This window comes from Bacillus sp. mrc49, from assembly GCF_002803435.1.
On the sequence record NZ_PHNG01000800.1, the window covers coordinates 415,942 to 430,816 of the forward strand.

Here is a 14,875-nt window from a genome sequence, read left to right on the forward strand (position 1 = left end):
AATTGGTTTTACATAGGTTGGATGACTAATGATATTGTCCAAGAGGAATATGGAAACGCTTGGATGAATAAAAAGTAATAGCTGACTCACTTAAGCGAGCCAGCCCATGCATTACAATATCTCCAATAATATGACCATGAACAAAAGGCCGATAATGAAGGAATAGGTGGAGGATCGTTCATTGCCATCTCCGTGACTTTCCGGAATCAATTCCTTATAGACAATGAAAAGCATGGCCCCGGCCGCAAAAGCCAAGCCGTACGGAACGAGGAACCCGATGTACGATGTTAAGTAAAAACCTAATAGGCCCGTAATTATTTCGATGGCGCCAGTTAAGGTGGCGATGATGAACGCCGTGAATTTACCGATTTTTTGATTGATTAAAAAAAGGGCGACAAGCAAGCCTTCGGGGGCATTTTGCAGCCCGATGGCAAAAGCGATCAAGTTACCCGTATCAGCAGTAGTCGAGGCGTAACTCACCCCGACGGAAAGCCCCTCAGGAATATTATGAAGTGTAATGGCAGTAATGATAAGCAAAGCCTTTTCATCGAATTGAATGCCGCTTTTCGTATGGCTGAGATCGATATGCGGAATATTTTTTTCCATCATCGTCAATGTCATGACCCCGAGGAAAACTCCAATGACAAGCTGAATATAGCCTCCCGTCGCAAGAGACTCCGGAATCAGGCTCAATAACGAAGCGGCCATCATGATACCAGCGGTGAATGCCAGAAGCGTGTCCCTGAACCGGTGTGTGATCGAGCCTTGAATGAAAAGAATAGGTAACGCACCGAGCCCTGTGGACATAGCAGATAGGATGCTGCCTAATAAAACTCCACTCATAAACGTCTCCTTTGTATGATACTTATCAATTCGTATTCGTAAACCATATGGTGAAACAATAATGTATTGTATTGAGCGGACGAAAAATTGGTTCCAGATAAAAGGGCATTCCTATCATCATTTATGATCATTCTGCGGGATACCATTTTTTTAAAGTGGAATCCGTCGGCAGCAGCAGGCTGATGATGCCGAGCAACGGCAGGAATCCGACAAGCTTGATCATGGATTCAATCCCGATTATATCAGCAATGGCTCCTAGTGATACGGATCCGATGGCGCCCATCCCGAAGGCCAAGCCAACAGTCAGGCCGGCCATCGTTCCCACTTTGCCAGGGACCAATTCCTGTGCATATATGACAGTGACTGAAAAGCTGCTCATGATAATGAAACCTGCTATCAATAACAAGATGAAAGCGGCTGCAGGAGGCACGAATGGCAGAAGGGCGGTGATGGGCGTGCTGGCAGCGAAAGAAAGGAAAATCACGTTTTTGCGCCCGAATCTATCCGCAAGCGGACCGCCGAAAAATGTTCCTACAGCTCCAGCTGCCAAGAAGGCGAACAGGAATATTTGAGCGGATTTTATCGTGAATGAATGCTGTTCGATTAAGTAAAAACTATAAAAGTTGGTCATGCAGGATACATACCAGGAACGGGCAAAAATAATGAACAAAATTAAGATCAATGCTTTCGCGACTTTATGGGACCTTTCTTTATTGAAAACCTTGGCAGCCACCTTTTTCGGTTGAAAGGAAATGAGTCTTTGCGAATACCACTTGGCGATATAGAGTAATAATATAACCGCTGTTAAGGCAACGAGGGCAAACCAGAGTGCGCCTTTTTGACCGAAAGGGACAAGCACGATCGCTGTGATGAGCGGGGCGAGTGCCTGCCCGCTATTCCCGCCAACCTGATAAATCGATTGTGCCAGGCCTCTCTTGGGGCCTCCTGCCATATAGGCGACCCTTGAGCCCTCCGGATGGAAAATGGCCGAACCGAAGCCCATCAGGATCACTGCACCCAGGATGATGGTGTAGTTCGGGGCAAGTGCAAGGATGATGACCCCGATTAGCGTGCTTGTCAAGCCAATGGGCAATGCATAGGGAATGGGCTTTTTATCCGTATAGAAGCCAACAGCAGGCTGCAGGAGCGATGAGACGATATTCAGGCAGAATGCAATCATCCCAAGCTGGGTATATGTCAGCGACATGGATTTTTCAAGGATGGGGAACATGGCCGGTACAACGGCCTGAAGAGAATCATTCATCAAGTGGCAAATGCCGATGATGATCATGATTTTCAATGTCATATCTTGTTTTTGTGATTTGGTTTTCATGGCAGTGAGACTTCCCATTTGTATATTTCCTTCTTCCTGATATAGAAATTTGACTATTCATATATATGTAAAAAGCAGAGGCCTTATTAACGGGTGCCGCTTATCCTGTGTCTTACTGGCAGGGACGATCATGGATGTTTGGTAACTAACGGTAAGCTGATTGTAACGGTGGTCCCGATTAGCGGTTTGCTTGCAAGCTGGATCGTTCCATTGAATGATTCAATGATTCGTTTGCACACGAACAGCCCTAATCCAGTTCCCTCTTTTTTAGATGTGTAGAAGGGGTCGAACACTTTACCGATTTCTTTTTCGTTCAAGCCTTGTCCAATGTCGATGATGTCGATTTTCGCATGGTCCTTTTCATGGTAAATTCGTATGCTCAATTTTTCGCCATCCTTCATGGCCTCGAATCCGTTTTTGGCTGTGTTGAGAACGATTTGTTTAAACTGGTCCTTCGTGCATTGGACCCATATTGGCTCCTTTACGATATGCCATGTCACTTCCATATTGAAATAACGTGCTTCTGACTCTATTATTGGTCTCAATTCGGCAATGATACTGCGAACATCAAAGATGGATAAGTCCCTTGCCATTGGTTTCCCTAAAATCAAAAACTCGCTGACGATGCTGTTGATCCGATCGATCTCCTTCATGATGACAGAGTAATAAAACTGATCTTGTTCTTCAGGGTGTTTTTCAACCAGCAGCTGTATGAGTCCTTTTATGCCGGTAAGGGGATTTTTTATTTCATGCGCGGTGCTGGCCGCCAATGTGCCGACAAAATCTATTTTTTGCCTTTCAATCAATACCTTTTGTTTTTTTTCTTCTCTGCGAACGTTCAGCTCCTCCACGGCAGTATAGATCATGTGGGTAAAAAAGAAGGTGAAAAAGACAAACATTAAAAAGACATTCATGTTATTTGTGTTAAGCGTGTCAGGCTTTTTGACGGAAAGGGTCCAATCTACTTCTGACAAAGGAACATCCACCCATTCCGAATGCCTGGAAATGGTTTCATTCATGCCTAAAACTCGAATATTATCGCTCGTTTTAAGTTTCAAGGTTTGATCAGGGATGAGTATATTCAATATTTTTTCCATATGGTCGAGCCGGATTTGTGCCAATAAAAACCCATGGGCCCTTTTCTCGTGGTCGAGAATGGGAGCGAATATGGAAAAATGGTTAATGCCTGAGTTATTCAACGCCTTGCCTTTTGCAACTACGGCTCTTTGCGTTATAATGGCACGGTTAATATCAGCTTGTTCGATTAAATAGTAATGGTAGAATTCCTTATTCGTCCCCGACAAGGAGACTCCGTCCATGTTTATCCAATAAACACCTGCATATCTCGGGTCGGTATCCATGATCCATTTCATAAGGTGCTCAGTTCTATTATCATCCATATAAAGGACGGAACTGCTAAGGCTTAGCAGTTCAAGCTTTTTTTTCGTTTCACCGATAACTTGGTCTATATAATCTCGATAGACAGAACCGGCCCATTCAGCTTGCTCCTGTCTTTCCTTTTGGATGGACTTGTCTAAATGACGCCAATATATGATGGACAGAATGATTAATGGTAAGATAACAATGAGAAGATAGGTCGTGAATTTATGCCTTGTTTTCATGTTCGTCACTACTTTAACTTTTTTTTTCAAGTATAACAAACTGTTTGATTAAACAATACATTCCCGAGTCGTAAATTGACAAAGAAGTCATATTGTCATATAATAACTTTTAATTCAAGATATTTTAATTAAAAATACTTTAAGGTTGTGAATTTATGGAGAATAATAACATCCAGCAGTCGTTGAAACTGTTCATTGTGATGTCTAGAGCTCATCGCTCCATTAATGATGTGGTAAATAAATATATAGCAGAAGAGGGTTTGAATCCAACTGAATTTGCGGTACTGGAATTACTTTATCACAAAGGTGATCAGCCTCTCCAGCAAATAGGCGGAAAAATCCTCTTGGCCAGCGGCAGCATCACGTATGTCGTGGATAAACTTGAGCAGAAGGAATATCTTCAGCGCATAGCCTGTAAGGAAGACCGCCGTGTAACCTTTGCCAAAATAACGGACAAAGGAAAAGATTTCATTGAAGGGGTATTTCCCGAGCATGAAAAGAGAATCGATGATATCATGAGCGTACTTACCCAAGAAGAAAAAGCTACAGTGATCGAACTGCTCAAAAAGATAGGTTATTCCGCTCAAAAATAGCTTTTGAATCAGCGCCCCGTTATTTAATGGGTGCTGTTTTTTTGTGTAATGGAATGATTAGGAGCAACAACTGAAAACCTTTTTTGGCAGGGTTTGAAGGTTTTTAATATCGTTGCGGAGAATGTAATTATATGACGGAACCTACATATAGGGGTTTTGTGAAAGAGGTAATATAGGTTAGGGAGAAAAAGCTGGCGAAATGGAAAAAGGAGCGTGTACATATGAAATTTAACGAGTATGAATATAACCGCCCAAAACTGGATGAGATTAAGGAACGGTTCATGAAATCCTTGAAAAAGATGACGGACGCAAAAGATGTGTCTGCGCAAATGGCGGCTATTGAAGAAATAAATGAAATCCGAAACCATGTAGGTACGATGTTTAACTTGGTCCTTATTCGACATTCCATCGATACGAATGATGAATTCTATAAAGCGGAGAATGATTATTTGGATGACTTCTCCCCTGAAATGGAAGAGTTGACTTCGAAATTTTACAATGAACTTGTCCACTCTACATATCGCCAGGAGCTTGAGGCCAGATGGGGCAGCCAACTGTTTGATTTGGCGGACGCCCAACTTAAAACCTTTTCACCTGAAATCATTCCGCAGCTTCAAAAGGAGAATAAATTATCCAGCCAATATTCGCAATTGATTGCATCCGCAAAAATTGACTTCGATGGGAAGGAGCTGACACTAGCTCAGCTGCAGCCTTTTATGGAGTCGGAGGATCGTGAATCAAGAAAAAATGCAAGCGAGGCATATTATGGTTTCTTTGAAGAAAATCAGGAAAAATTGGATCGTATATTCGATGAACTTGTCAAGGTGAGGCATGAAATTGCGCTTGCGCTCGGTTATCGAAATTTCGTCGAGCTTGGATATTATCGAATGACAAGGACTGATTATGATGCCAAAATGGCTGCTGCATTTCGCAAGCAGGTAAAAGAGGAAGTGGTCCCGCTTGTTACCAGGTTGAAGGACCGGCAGCGTGAACGTCTTGGCTTGGATACCCTGAATTACTATGACGAGGATTTTCATTTCAAGACAGGAAATCCAGTTCCTAAAGGTGATGCGGAGTGGATCATCGCAAATGGGAAAAAGATGTATCAGGAGCTTTCGCCTGAAACGGGTGAGTTCTTCCATTTTATGATCGACAATGACCTATTGGATCTAGTGGCCAAGAAAGGAAAAGAAAGCGGAGGTTACTGCACTTTTATCGAAGATTATAAGGCTCCGTTCATCTTTTCCAATTTCAACGGGACTTCAGGAGATATTGATGTTTTAACACATGAGGCAGGCCATGCATTCCAAGTGTTTCGCAGCCGTAACCTCGATATTCCTGAGTATTACTGGCCTACCTATGAGGCCTGTGAAATCCATTCGATGAGCATGGAATTTCTTACGTGGCCATGGATGGAGCTGTTTTTCAAGGAAGATACGGAAAAGTATAAGTTTTCCCATTTGAGCGGGGCACTTATATTCCTTCCGTACGGGGTGGCTGTTGATGAATTTCAGCATTTCGTTTATGAAAACCCTGAAGCTTCCCCACATGAAAGAAAGCAAGCCTGGCGTAAAATCGAGCGGGAGTATTTGCCGCATCGTAATTATGAAGGAAATGCATTCTTGGAGAATGGCGGGTTTTGGCAGCGGCAAAGCCATATCTATCAGTCACCATTTTATTATATCGATTATACACTTGCCCAAATATGTGCTTTTCAATTCTGGAAGAGGTCCGTTGAAAAAGATGAAACGGCATGGCAGGATTATTTACAGCTATGCCAACTTGGTGGCAGCCAATCTTTCCTTGGACTCGTTGAATCCGCGAATTTGAAATCTCCCTTTGTCGATGGAACTGTCCAGTCCGTCGTGAAGGTGATAGACGAATGGCTCTCCACCGTTAATGATAAGGCACTATAATTGATGATGAGGCATCGCATGTCATGGTATAGTACCTGATGACAACGCTTGAGGATTTTTCCTTAAGCGTTTTTTTATACAGTTCCTGATTTCGCATGGATGGCGGACTTGCTTTTTAACGTTCAAAAGCTAGCCTGGCGTAAGGAATATCTCTTGGCTTGTCTTAAATGTATCTTCCTTACATATAGATGTAGGGAGGAGGGGAGCGTATGCTTTCAAGGTGGACGGGGGTTTTTCAGATTGCAGCCGTTTATGTAGGCACGGTGGTAGGTGCTGGATTTGCGACTGGAAAAGAAATCGTCGAGTTTTTTACCCGTTATGGGTTTTATGGCTTTATCGGAATCTTAATAGCAGGTTATATTTTCATATTTAGCGGTACGAAAATCATGCTCATTGCTGCAAGGATCAACGCAGCATCCTACGAGGAGTTCAATCAATTCCTTTTCGGGAAAAAAATAGCCGGAATCATCAATATCTTTTTCCTCTTCATGTTATTGGGCGTGACAGCTGTCATGATCTCCGGATCAGGAGCGGTGTTTGAAGAACAACTGGGCGTACCGAAAAGTATAGGAAGCTGGTCGACGATCATACTGGCATCGTTGGTATTAATGATGGGGATGCGGGGAGTTTTCACGGTCAACTCATTTGTCGTGCCGATCATGATTTGTTTTAGTATCATCCTTTTTTGCTCGACATTAGGGAACGGGGAATTCCTTAGGAATCTTACGAAGGTGCCGGAAGAAGTGATCACCTTGAAAATGATATTATCCCCATTTGCCTATACTGCCTTCAATCTTGCATTGGCACAAGCTGTGCTTGTTCCCGTTGCATATGAAGTCCGCGATGAGAAGGTCATCAAACATGGTGCAATTCTTGGAGGCATTTTTCTGACCATCATTTTATTGACGGGGCATTTTTCGCTCATGACGCTACCTGACGTTAATAGTTTTGAAATTCCTTCAGCGGTAATCATGAGGACTGCTGCATCCCAATTGTATTGGATGTTCATTTTGGTGATTTACGGGGAAATATTCACCTCGGTGATTGGAAATATATATGGATTACAGAGGCAAATAAGCCGGTATATTAAATTGCCAAGCATATTGATCATTGCATTGATTTTCTTAATAGCGTTAGGGATAGGTGCATTTGGATATGGAAGGTTATTAGGCTATATTTATCCGGTTTTTGGATACATCAGCCTGCTTTTTTTAATGTTGGTATGGAAAAGCAAGGCAGGAAAGGAGTAAGGAGAAACGGGGCATGTCCTTAGCCTCCTTCCCAAGATAGGAGTGTCAATCTTTCGAAAGCGTCTTGGCCATTTCCAGGAAAGCATCCCGGTAATCCTTATCTTTTTGCGTGAACATGGTCAAGCGGAGGGGTTCATTTTCATTTTTGATCAATACGGATGTTATGACTTCATCCCCATTCTTCACTTCAAATCCAGTCCCGTTCCCCACATCAAGTCCTGGATCCGAAATCGTTCCTGAAAGGCTTTTCAGTTGGAGTTTAGTGTTTTCTTCAGCTTCATCCCAATCGGTGTCCCTTGCCAGCAACTCGATACGCATGAATATCGAGTCATCTTCCTTCAAGACGAGAACATCTTTTCCTGGTTCTACGGCACTTAACTTGAACTGCTGCAGGACATAGAGGCTAAATGGTTGGTTGTTACTTTTTTTTAGGAAGGCCGTTTTTTCTATGGTCCTGCCATTCCTCTTATATTGCAAATTCTTTTCCATCAGTCTTACTTTGTTGTTTTTTTCAGGACTGCCATTTTTTTGATGAGCTGAATGATTTTCATTATCTTCTTGCTCGACATTTGTTTTGGTCGCATCTTGGCTATCGTCTTTGGCCGCTTCACAGCCAGTTAAAAGTAAGCCCGTCAATATGGCACAGCCTATATGAATTTTCCAATTGATCATGTCTTGGACCTCACCCTTCTGTTTGGAGTTCATGCAAGATAGTTGTGGAAGATGAATTTTCCCATATAAGAATAGACGGTCTTGGCAGAGAAAAGTTACAAAGCTGTAAAATGAAAGCGGAATGGTCAGTTTAGTGACCATTCCGCTAGGCTATGATGAAGTTATCCGATAATTTTATAATTTTTATGATTGACGACGGTTTTTTGTTCAAGTTCCAAATCACGATAATTTTCCATATACGTGACGTCCACGATTACGGAGTTCTCGTTCACTTTCTCGACGATTCCTTTTAAGCCTTCTCTAAATTCAATGATATTTCCAACTTCCGCTTTCTTCATGGTAATCATCCTTTCCCATTTCGTTTCCAATGATTAAAAAGTAATTATGGAGTAATTGGATTATTCGAACATCTTGCCGTTTAGATTTTGACGTGGGGGAGTGCAAGTAAAAGCATTGGACATCTCTTCTGTCGGTACAGTATGCTAAATTGTTAAGGATGGCGCCTTTCTTGTCATGAAGCGATTGTAATGATAACGCTTTATTTGGTAGATCTTGCATATGGATGTGTTCTGACCAGTATGTATTCCTATGTACAAAAAATGCCAAACATTTTACATTATGATATTTTACTATACAGTTTGCACTATTTTAAAGCATACGTAAAGAATAATGTAGCAAGTATGCCCAAAAAATTCTGATTTAAATAAAGTGCCAAGCTTATGATAAAATGGAAACGGAATTTCTCCTGTCAAATGGATGGAAGCTTATTTAAAAAAAAGGGGATCATATGATGAATGCAGACGAAGCAAATGAAGTACTGAATAAACTGGCAAATCGTGAAATCGATGAATTCAGGATCTCAAAGGAAGATTTTTTAGGGTTTCGTGAGGTACTAGTGAACAGGGAAGACTTTAAGCATTTCCGGGGCAATGCACACCATGACGGTGTAATCATCTATACGTATTTAGAAGAAGCGAGAAGCTGATATAAGGAAGAGGGGAGGGTGGCTCATTATTTGAGCCACCCTTCCATCATTTACAATCAACTTTCATTTGCCTTCTCAATTTGACTAAAGCCGACTTTCTCCATGATTTGACAGCTGATGGGGATACCTGGTATATATAGGCGATTTCGGTTACTGTTTTATTTTGCAAGTAGGTTTGCAAAAGCCATCTTTGCTGATTTAAGGTCAACCCTTCGGTGTAGGTTAAAATCGTTTCATTCTTGAAGGCCTCTTCGTGTATGGAAAAGGGATCTATGATTTCAAGGTTGACGGCATCATATGGTTTGTTGCTGGATTCATATTTATGATGGTTCTTCAATTCATTCATGATTCGGCCTTTGATGACAGTATAGGCGTAGTTATGGAATTGTCCTTGGTCCGCATTGAAATTCCGATAAGACTCCCAGAGGGCGATCAACCCTACTTGGAAATACTCTTCCTTATTTTTATAAATGGAAAGAGATCGGATAATGTGATGGATCATCGGGGTGAATTTCGTTGTAATTTTCGAAAAATCCGTCATAAAGCACAACTGCCTCTGGAAAGTGCACTTTCATGTATTCCCGGGTGCTTTTACCATATATGATTGGAAATGCTTTAGCGAAAAGGCATTTCGGGAAAAATGACAGGCCTAAAAGGAGGCTGCCATCCAACGAATAACAAAATTAATGCCATGATACTGTCCATTTTCAAGATAAGGGAAAAATGGACTTGATTCCAGGTTGGATAGGTGGAGTTCACTAGTCATGTCCCTTTTTACGGGCTCTTAGTTCCTGGAAGATGATCTGTTCCAGTTTTTCATCTTCATGATTGAAGGCAGCGTCCCCATTCTGTTTCATGTTTTAAGTGGTGTAGGTATATAATGCTGAATAAACCAGGAATCGGTGGCGAGAAGCTGAATCCAAATACTTCATTCCTGTATATTTCATTATGTATCCCCTTTACATACTTCTTCAGCACGTGCAGAGTTTCCCAAAATCGGCCATTACCTCTGCGATTTACGGAATCCCGCTTCTTGTGCGTCTTGTTCGGTACAAAACATTTCCTCCGCTTTGGTTATATCGTAATATTGGCCGGAAGGAAGGTGATAGATTTTATTGCCTTTAGAGTTTATATTCCCTTTAATTTTGGGATTGCTGCAAGCTAATGTCCCAGTGGATTCCACCTTTGATGCTTCATCAGTTTTCGAATCATCAAATCCTTTTGAAGTGGCATAGTCTTCAAGTGACCAAATGCCAATTCTCTCTTTTTGGGCTTGTTTCTGAATAGACTCCAATTCATCCAGATATTTAGTATTCGGTGCGTATACATAGGCGACTCTTGCCAATCCTTTTTCAAGCAGGAGCTCATTCACCATTTTTCCATTCACATAAAAATAGGCGAGCAGCCGACCATATTTATCTCTTTCACCAATACCGGTTTCCACTTCCACGGTAGATCCTGCAGGCATTAATTCCTTGGTGAACTTGCTTGCTTCCGGCCCAAACGGCTGTACCGGCTTGGAAGGGTGAACGGTTTCCGGTGTATCGATCAACAAAAGCCTGACCGTTTCTTCATTTCCATTTTCCAGTTTGATTTTTACAGTATCACCGTCAACCACCCTGACGATTTTGGCTGTGAAGGTTTCTCCCTTTTCTTCATTGACAGGCGAATCTGTACTGGATTGGACGTCTCCGTTGGACTTCGAGGTTTCTTGTGTCGATCCATTTCCCAGGCTATCTACTGTTCCCTGGCAGCCAGTCAAGATGAACAGGCAGAATGCACTCATGAGAATTGCGTGCAAATAAGTTTGTATAAAGGAATTTCCGTTCATGATCGTCCTCCGTTTCAAAGATGTTTTGTCAGTCAGTCATGGATTTAATCGGCAGAAATAATACTAACCTATAAAAAAGGGAAAGAAAACGAAAAAAGTTTAAATTTGAGTTTCCTTGCTACCCCAAACGCCGGTAGTTTCTTATAATGGATAAGAGGGGCAGGGGAGGAAGACTTAAATAATGACGTTTAGGCTCGAAAAAATCAGGTATAAAGGGATTCTGCATATCGATCATTTGAAAATATCAGCTGGGATGGTTACCTGCTTGACTGGAGAAAGCGGAGCGGGAAAGACGTCTTTACTCCGGCTATTGAACAGGATGGATGATCCGGATGGCGGTTCGATCTTCTATCAAGAGCAGCCGCTCGATCGTTTCAATCCGATTGAGTTGAGGCGTAAAGTCACGATGCTGTCTCAAACGTCATTCACGTTACCGGGAACGATTGGGGAAAACCTTCAGGCGGGCCTGGAAATGACGGAACGGGAAAAGAAGGATGAGGCCGTATTGTTGAAAGCGCTTGAAACGGTCCAACTGCATAAGTCCTTATCAGCTGGGGCAGGGAATCTTTCTGGAGGTGAGAAGCAAAGGCTTTCACTTGCGAGAGTGCTTTTGTTGAAACCAGAAGTGTATTTATTGGATGAACCGACAGCAGCTCTTGATGAGGAGACAGAGCTGAAGGTCATGAGCCGGTTTTTAGAGGAAGTGAAACGGGATAAGGGAACGGTCATCATGATTACCCATTCTAAACAACTTGCCGAAATATGCGCCCAAGACACAATCACTTTGAAAAAGGCGAAAGAAGGTGAGTATTAATGGAGGGAAATGGAATAATAGATATTGAGTTCTGGCGTCTTAGTGCAGCGTATATCTTCGTTATAGTCCTGCTCATCATCGTGAAATGGAGGGGGATTTCAAGGGAGAAGCAAATCATTCTCGCTACGGTGCGGATGACGGCCCAACTCATCCTTGCCGGGTATGTTTTGACTTATATCTTTGAAAATCCCCAGCCATTGCTCTCCTTGGCATTTTTATGCGTGATGGCTCTGTTCTCCATCCATAATATTTTTAAGCAAGTTCCATTCACGCCTAATAAGAAAATCAAAAGGATAGTTATCCTAAGTATGCTGACAGGACCGATGGCAGCCTTGTTTTATTTTAACTTGGTCGTGATTCATTTCACCCCCTGGTACGAGCCAAGGTATTTCATTCCAATCGCCGGAATGATTGTCGGGAATGCGATGACTGGTGTGACATTAGCGCTTAAAAACCTTCATGGAGGGATTACCGATAATCGTGACAAAGTAGAAGCGATGCTCATGCTTGGGGCGACTCCTGCGAGGGCTGTAAAAAGTCACGTGGATGCAGCATTCGACTCGGCGGTGCTCCCGACATTGAACAATATGCTGGGGATGGGGATCATTTTCCTTCCCGGTATGATGACAGGGCAGATCATGTCCGGGATAAGCCCGCTTATTGCTATTGAATACCAGATTGCCATCCTTATCGGGATTCTCGGGAGTGTGTCATTGACGGTTGTCCTTTTCATCATGCTGAGTTTTAGAGCCTTTTTTACCAAAAATGCGCAGCTTTGCATTTAATCATTGAAAAATTCTAATAAGTAATAGTTGCAGTTCCATCTATATTTTTGTACTATTTTTAGGTACTGAATAGTTTTGGTTTGTTTGTTGGGTATGATAATGCTATTCTGATAAGGAAAAGGGCATTTCTTTTTTCCTGATTGGATCGAGAGACCCCTTACATAACCTATTTTGTTAATTTATCTTAAAGGAGATTGATTCATATGGTAGAAAAAACATTTACAGTAACAGCAGAAACAGGAATTCACGCACGTCCAGCTACATTGCTTGTACAAGCTGCAGGAAAATTCGATTCAGATATTAACCTTGCATATAAAGAGAAAAAAGTGAACCTTAAATCCATCATGGGCGTAATGTCCCTAGGTATTGGCAAAGATGCAGAAATCACGATCTCTGCTGAAGGAAGCGATGAAAACGATGCACTAAATACACTAGCTGATACATTGAACAGAGAAGGACTAGCAGAATAATGTCCACTTTGATTAGTGGAATAGCAGCTTCAAATGGGATAGCCATCGCTAAAGCCTATCGCCTTACAGAGCCGGATTTAACGATCGAAAAAAGAAACATAGAAGACGTTCAGGCGGAAATATCCCGTTTTAAGGAAGCTATTCAAAAGTCAACGGTTGAATTAGAGGTTATCAGGGATAAAGCCGAAAAAGATCTAGGGGCGGATAAAGCCGCTATTTTTGACGCGCACTTGCTCGTATTGGCAGATCCGGAGCTTATAAACCCGATTTCCGATAAAATACAATCCGATAAAGTCAATGCCGAGTACTCTCTGAACGAGACAGCAAGCATGTTCATTACGATGTTCGAGCAAATGGATAACGAGTACATGAAGGAACGTGCGGCGGATATTCGCGACGTCACGAAGAGGGTACTATCACATCTCTTAGGTGTCCATATCCCCAATCCGAGCTTGATTGCCGAAGAAGTGATCATCATCGCCGAGGATTTGACTCCTTCGGATACAGCTCAGCTGAATCCGGTTTACGTGAAAGGGTTTACGACCGATATTGGTGGACGTACATCCCATTCAGCCATCATGGCCCGTTCATTGGAGATTCCAGCTATCGTTGGCGCAAAAACAGTAACATCTTCCATTGAAAATGGAGATTTGGTCATCATAGACGGTTTAAAGGGTGAAGTTCATATCAATCCTACTCCGGAATTGGTGAAACGCTACGAAGAGGAACAAGTTGCCTATGCTAAGCAAAAGGCTGAGTGGGCCAAGCTGGTTCATGAACAAACGGCTACAAAAGATGGCCATCATGTTGAATTGGCTGCCAATATAGGGACGCCGAAAGACTTAGAAGGCGTACATCAAAACGGCGGCGAAGGAATCGGGTTATATCGTACCGAGTTCCTTTATATGGGCAGAAATGACTTCCCTAGTGAAGAAGAACAGTTCGAGGCATACAAAGCGGTACTGGAAGGTATGTCAGGAAAGCCTGTAGTCGTCCGCACGCTTGATATTGGCGGAGACAAGGAACTGCCTTACTTAGAGCTCCCTAAGGAAATGAATCCTTTCCTTGGATACCGTGCGATTCGCCTTTGTCTTAATGAACAAGAGATATTCCGGACCCAGCTCCGTGCCCTTCTAAGAGCAAGCGTTCATGGGGATTTGAAAATCATGTTCCCGATGATTGCCACATTGGCTGAATTCCGCGATGCAAAAGCCGTTATGGCTGAAGTCAGACAGGAATTGCTTGATGGCGGTATTCAAGTTGCTGAAAACATTGAAGTCGGCATCATGGTTGAGATCCCTTCAACAGCCGTAATGGCGGACGTTTTTGCTAAGGAAGTCGATTTCTTCAGCATCGGTACCAACGATTTGATCCAATATACCATGGCTGCCGATAGAATGAATGAGAGAGTATCTTATTTATATCAACCATATAACCCAGCGATTTTACGTCTGGTCAAAATGGTCATCGATGCAGCTCATAAAGAAGGAAAATGGGCAGGAATGTGCGGAGAGATGGCTGGAGATGAAGTGGCCATCCCGATCCTGATCGGTCTTGGACTTGATGAATTTTCGATGAGTGCCACTTCGATTCTAAAAGCACGTTCGTTGATCAGCCAACTTTCGCTTGAAGATATGCAAAAACTATCTCAAGACGTTTTAGAGCTGGATACGAATGATAACGTGAAAGAAGCGGTTATCAATGCTTTGAAGTGATAAACCAATAGTGAAAAAAGGTGCCCCTTACCTGTTTAGGATGGGG

Annotated in this window: 15 protein-coding genes; 8 read left to right on the forward strand and 7 right to left on the reverse strand. The window is 42.5% G+C overall.

Going from position 1 to position 14,875, the window contains the following annotated elements:
- Window positions 1-111: 111 nt before the first annotated feature.
- The 3 genes from CVN76_RS28335 to CVN76_RS28345 all read right to left on the reverse strand — a co-directional run bounded on the left by CVN76_RS28335 (window position 112) and on the right by CVN76_RS28345 (window position 3,798).
- Entirely contained in the window at window positions 112-843 is a 732-nt protein-coding gene (locus CVN76_RS28335; RefSeq protein ID WP_061144152.1) for a ZIP family metal transporter, read from the reverse strand.
- A gap of 127 nt (window positions 844-970) precedes the next feature.
- Window positions 971-2,176: an MFS transporter gene (locus tag CVN76_RS28340; protein WP_232732495.1), complete on the reverse strand. Its 1,206-nt coding sequence runs from the start codon at window positions 2,174-2,176 to the stop codon at window positions 971-973.
- A 128-nt stretch (window positions 2,177-2,304) separates the two neighbouring features.
- On the reverse strand, window positions 2,305-3,798 hold the full coding sequence (locus tag CVN76_RS28345) for an ATP-binding protein (protein ID WP_100533963.1): 1,494 nt from the start codon (window positions 3,796-3,798) through the stop codon (window positions 2,305-2,307).
- 155 nt (window positions 3,799-3,953) lie between these two features.
- Between CVN76_RS28345 and CVN76_RS28350 the strand changes: the two genes are divergently transcribed.
- From CVN76_RS28350 to CVN76_RS28360, 3 genes are all read left to right on the forward strand, one after another.
- Window positions 3,954-4,391, forward strand: a complete 438-nt coding sequence (locus tag CVN76_RS28350) for a MarR family winged helix-turn-helix transcriptional regulator (RefSeq protein WP_100533964.1) — start codon at window positions 3,954-3,956, stop codon at window positions 4,389-4,391.
- Between the two features lie 221 nt (window positions 4,392-4,612).
- Window positions 4,613-6,307, forward strand: a complete 1,695-nt coding sequence (locus CVN76_RS28355) for a M3 family oligoendopeptidase (RefSeq protein WP_100533965.1) — start codon at window positions 4,613-4,615, stop codon at window positions 6,305-6,307.
- A 209-nt stretch (window positions 6,308-6,516) separates the two neighbouring features.
- The gene (locus CVN76_RS28360; RefSeq protein WP_100533966.1) at window positions 6,517-7,557 is read left to right on the forward strand and encodes a YkvI family membrane protein; all 1,041 of its coding nucleotides are present in this window, start codon (window positions 6,517-6,519) and stop codon (window positions 7,555-7,557) included.
- 45 nt (window positions 7,558-7,602) lie between these two features.
- Here the strand turns inward: CVN76_RS28360 and CVN76_RS28365 are convergent, their stop codons facing one another.
- Window positions 7,603-8,229, reverse strand: a complete 627-nt coding sequence (locus CVN76_RS28365) for a hypothetical protein (RefSeq protein ID WP_100533967.1) — start codon at window positions 8,227-8,229, stop codon at window positions 7,603-7,605.
- 161 nt (window positions 8,230-8,390) lie between these two features.
- On the reverse strand, window positions 8,391-8,567 hold the full coding sequence (locus CVN76_RS28370) for a YkvS family protein (protein ID WP_064505160.1): 177 nt from the start codon (window positions 8,565-8,567) through the stop codon (window positions 8,391-8,393).
- 452 nt (window positions 8,568-9,019) lie between these two features.
- Between CVN76_RS28370 and CVN76_RS28375 the strand changes: the two genes are divergently transcribed.
- A complete protein-coding gene (locus CVN76_RS28375) occupies window positions 9,020-9,214 on the forward strand; it encodes a hypothetical protein (protein WP_100533968.1) in 195 nt (64 codons plus the stop codon).
- 46 nt (window positions 9,215-9,260) lie between these two features.
- Here the strand turns inward: CVN76_RS28375 and CVN76_RS28380 are convergent, their stop codons facing one another.
- Window positions 9,261-9,755, reverse strand: coding sequence for a sigma-70 family RNA polymerase sigma factor (locus CVN76_RS28380; RefSeq protein WP_100533969.1), 495 nt, complete (start codon window positions 9,753-9,755; stop codon window positions 9,261-9,263).
- Window positions 9,756-10,217: 462 nt separating this feature from the next.
- On the reverse strand, window positions 10,218-11,045 hold the full coding sequence (locus CVN76_RS28385; RefSeq protein ID WP_232732496.1) for a thermonuclease family protein: 828 nt from the start codon (window positions 11,043-11,045) through the stop codon (window positions 10,218-10,220).
- Between the two features lie 181 nt (window positions 11,046-11,226).
- On the opposite strand from CVN76_RS28385, the gene CVN76_RS28390 reads away from it, so the two are divergent.
- From CVN76_RS28390 to ptsP, 4 genes are all read left to right on the forward strand, one after another.
- Complete coding sequence (locus tag CVN76_RS28390; protein ID WP_100533970.1) at window positions 11,227-11,859, forward strand: ABC transporter ATP-binding protein; 633 nt, start codon at window positions 11,227-11,229, stop codon at window positions 11,857-11,859.
- Window positions 11,859-12,644, forward strand: a complete 786-nt coding sequence (locus CVN76_RS28395) for an ABC transporter permease (RefSeq protein ID WP_100533971.1) — start codon at window positions 11,859-11,861, stop codon at window positions 12,642-12,644. Before CVN76_RS28390 ends, CVN76_RS28395 begins: the two co-directional genes overlap by 1 nt.
- 203 nt (window positions 12,645-12,847) lie before the next feature.
- A complete protein-coding gene (locus CVN76_RS28400; protein WP_061144140.1) occupies window positions 12,848-13,114 on the forward strand; it encodes a phosphocarrier protein HPr in 267 nt (88 codons plus the stop codon).
- Window positions 13,114-14,829: a phosphoenolpyruvate--protein phosphotransferase gene (gene ptsP / locus CVN76_RS28405; RefSeq protein ID WP_100533972.1), complete on the forward strand. Its 1,716-nt coding sequence runs from the start codon at window positions 13,114-13,116 to the stop codon at window positions 14,827-14,829. Before CVN76_RS28400 ends, ptsP begins: the two co-directional genes overlap by 1 nt.
- Window positions 14,830-14,875 lie beyond the last annotated feature (46 nt).

Coding starts and splice junctions, on each gene's coding strand:
- CVN76_RS28335 (WP_061144152.1), bottom strand. CDS start 843: ATGAGTGGAGTTTTATTAGGCAGCATCCTATCTGCTATGTCCACAGGG.
- CVN76_RS28340 (WP_232732495.1), bottom strand. CDS start 2,176: ATGAAAACCAAATCACAAAAACAAGATATGACATTGAAAATCATGATC.
- CVN76_RS28345 (WP_100533963.1), bottom strand. CDS start 3,798: ATGAAAACAAGGCATAAATTCACGACCTATCTTCTCATTGTTATCTTA.
- CVN76_RS28350 (WP_100533964.1), top strand. CDS start 3,954: ATGGAGAATAATAACATCCAGCAGTCGTTGAAACTGTTCATTGTGATG.
- CVN76_RS28355 (WP_100533965.1), top strand. CDS start 4,613: ATGAAATTTAACGAGTATGAATATAACCGCCCAAAACTGGATGAGATT.
- CVN76_RS28360 (WP_100533966.1), top strand. CDS start 6,517: ATGCTTTCAAGGTGGACGGGGGTTTTTCAGATTGCAGCCGTTTATGTA.
- CVN76_RS28365 (WP_100533967.1), bottom strand. CDS start 8,229: ATGATCAATTGGAAAATTCATATAGGCTGTGCCATATTGACGGGCTTA.
- CVN76_RS28370 (WP_064505160.1), bottom strand. CDS start 8,567: ATGAAGAAAGCGGAAGTTGGAAATATCATTGAATTTAGAGAAGGCTTA.
- CVN76_RS28375 (WP_100533968.1), top strand. CDS start 9,020: ATGAATGCAGACGAAGCAAATGAAGTACTGAATAAACTGGCAAATCGT.
- CVN76_RS28380 (WP_100533969.1), bottom strand. CDS start 9,755: ATGACGGATTTTTCGAAAATTACAACGAAATTCACCCCGATGATCCAT.
- CVN76_RS28385 (WP_232732496.1), bottom strand. CDS start 11,045: ATGAACGGAAATTCCTTTATACAAACTTATTTGCACGCAATTCTCATG.
- CVN76_RS28390 (WP_100533970.1), top strand. CDS start 11,227: ATGACGTTTAGGCTCGAAAAAATCAGGTATAAAGGGATTCTGCATATC.
- CVN76_RS28395 (WP_100533971.1), top strand. CDS start 11,859: ATGGAGGGAAATGGAATAATAGATATTGAGTTCTGGCGTCTTAGTGCA.
- CVN76_RS28400 (WP_061144140.1), top strand. CDS start 12,848: ATGGTAGAAAAAACATTTACAGTAACAGCAGAAACAGGAATTCACGCA.
- ptsP (WP_100533972.1), top strand. CDS start 13,114: ATGTCCACTTTGATTAGTGGAATAGCAGCTTCAAATGGGATAGCCATC.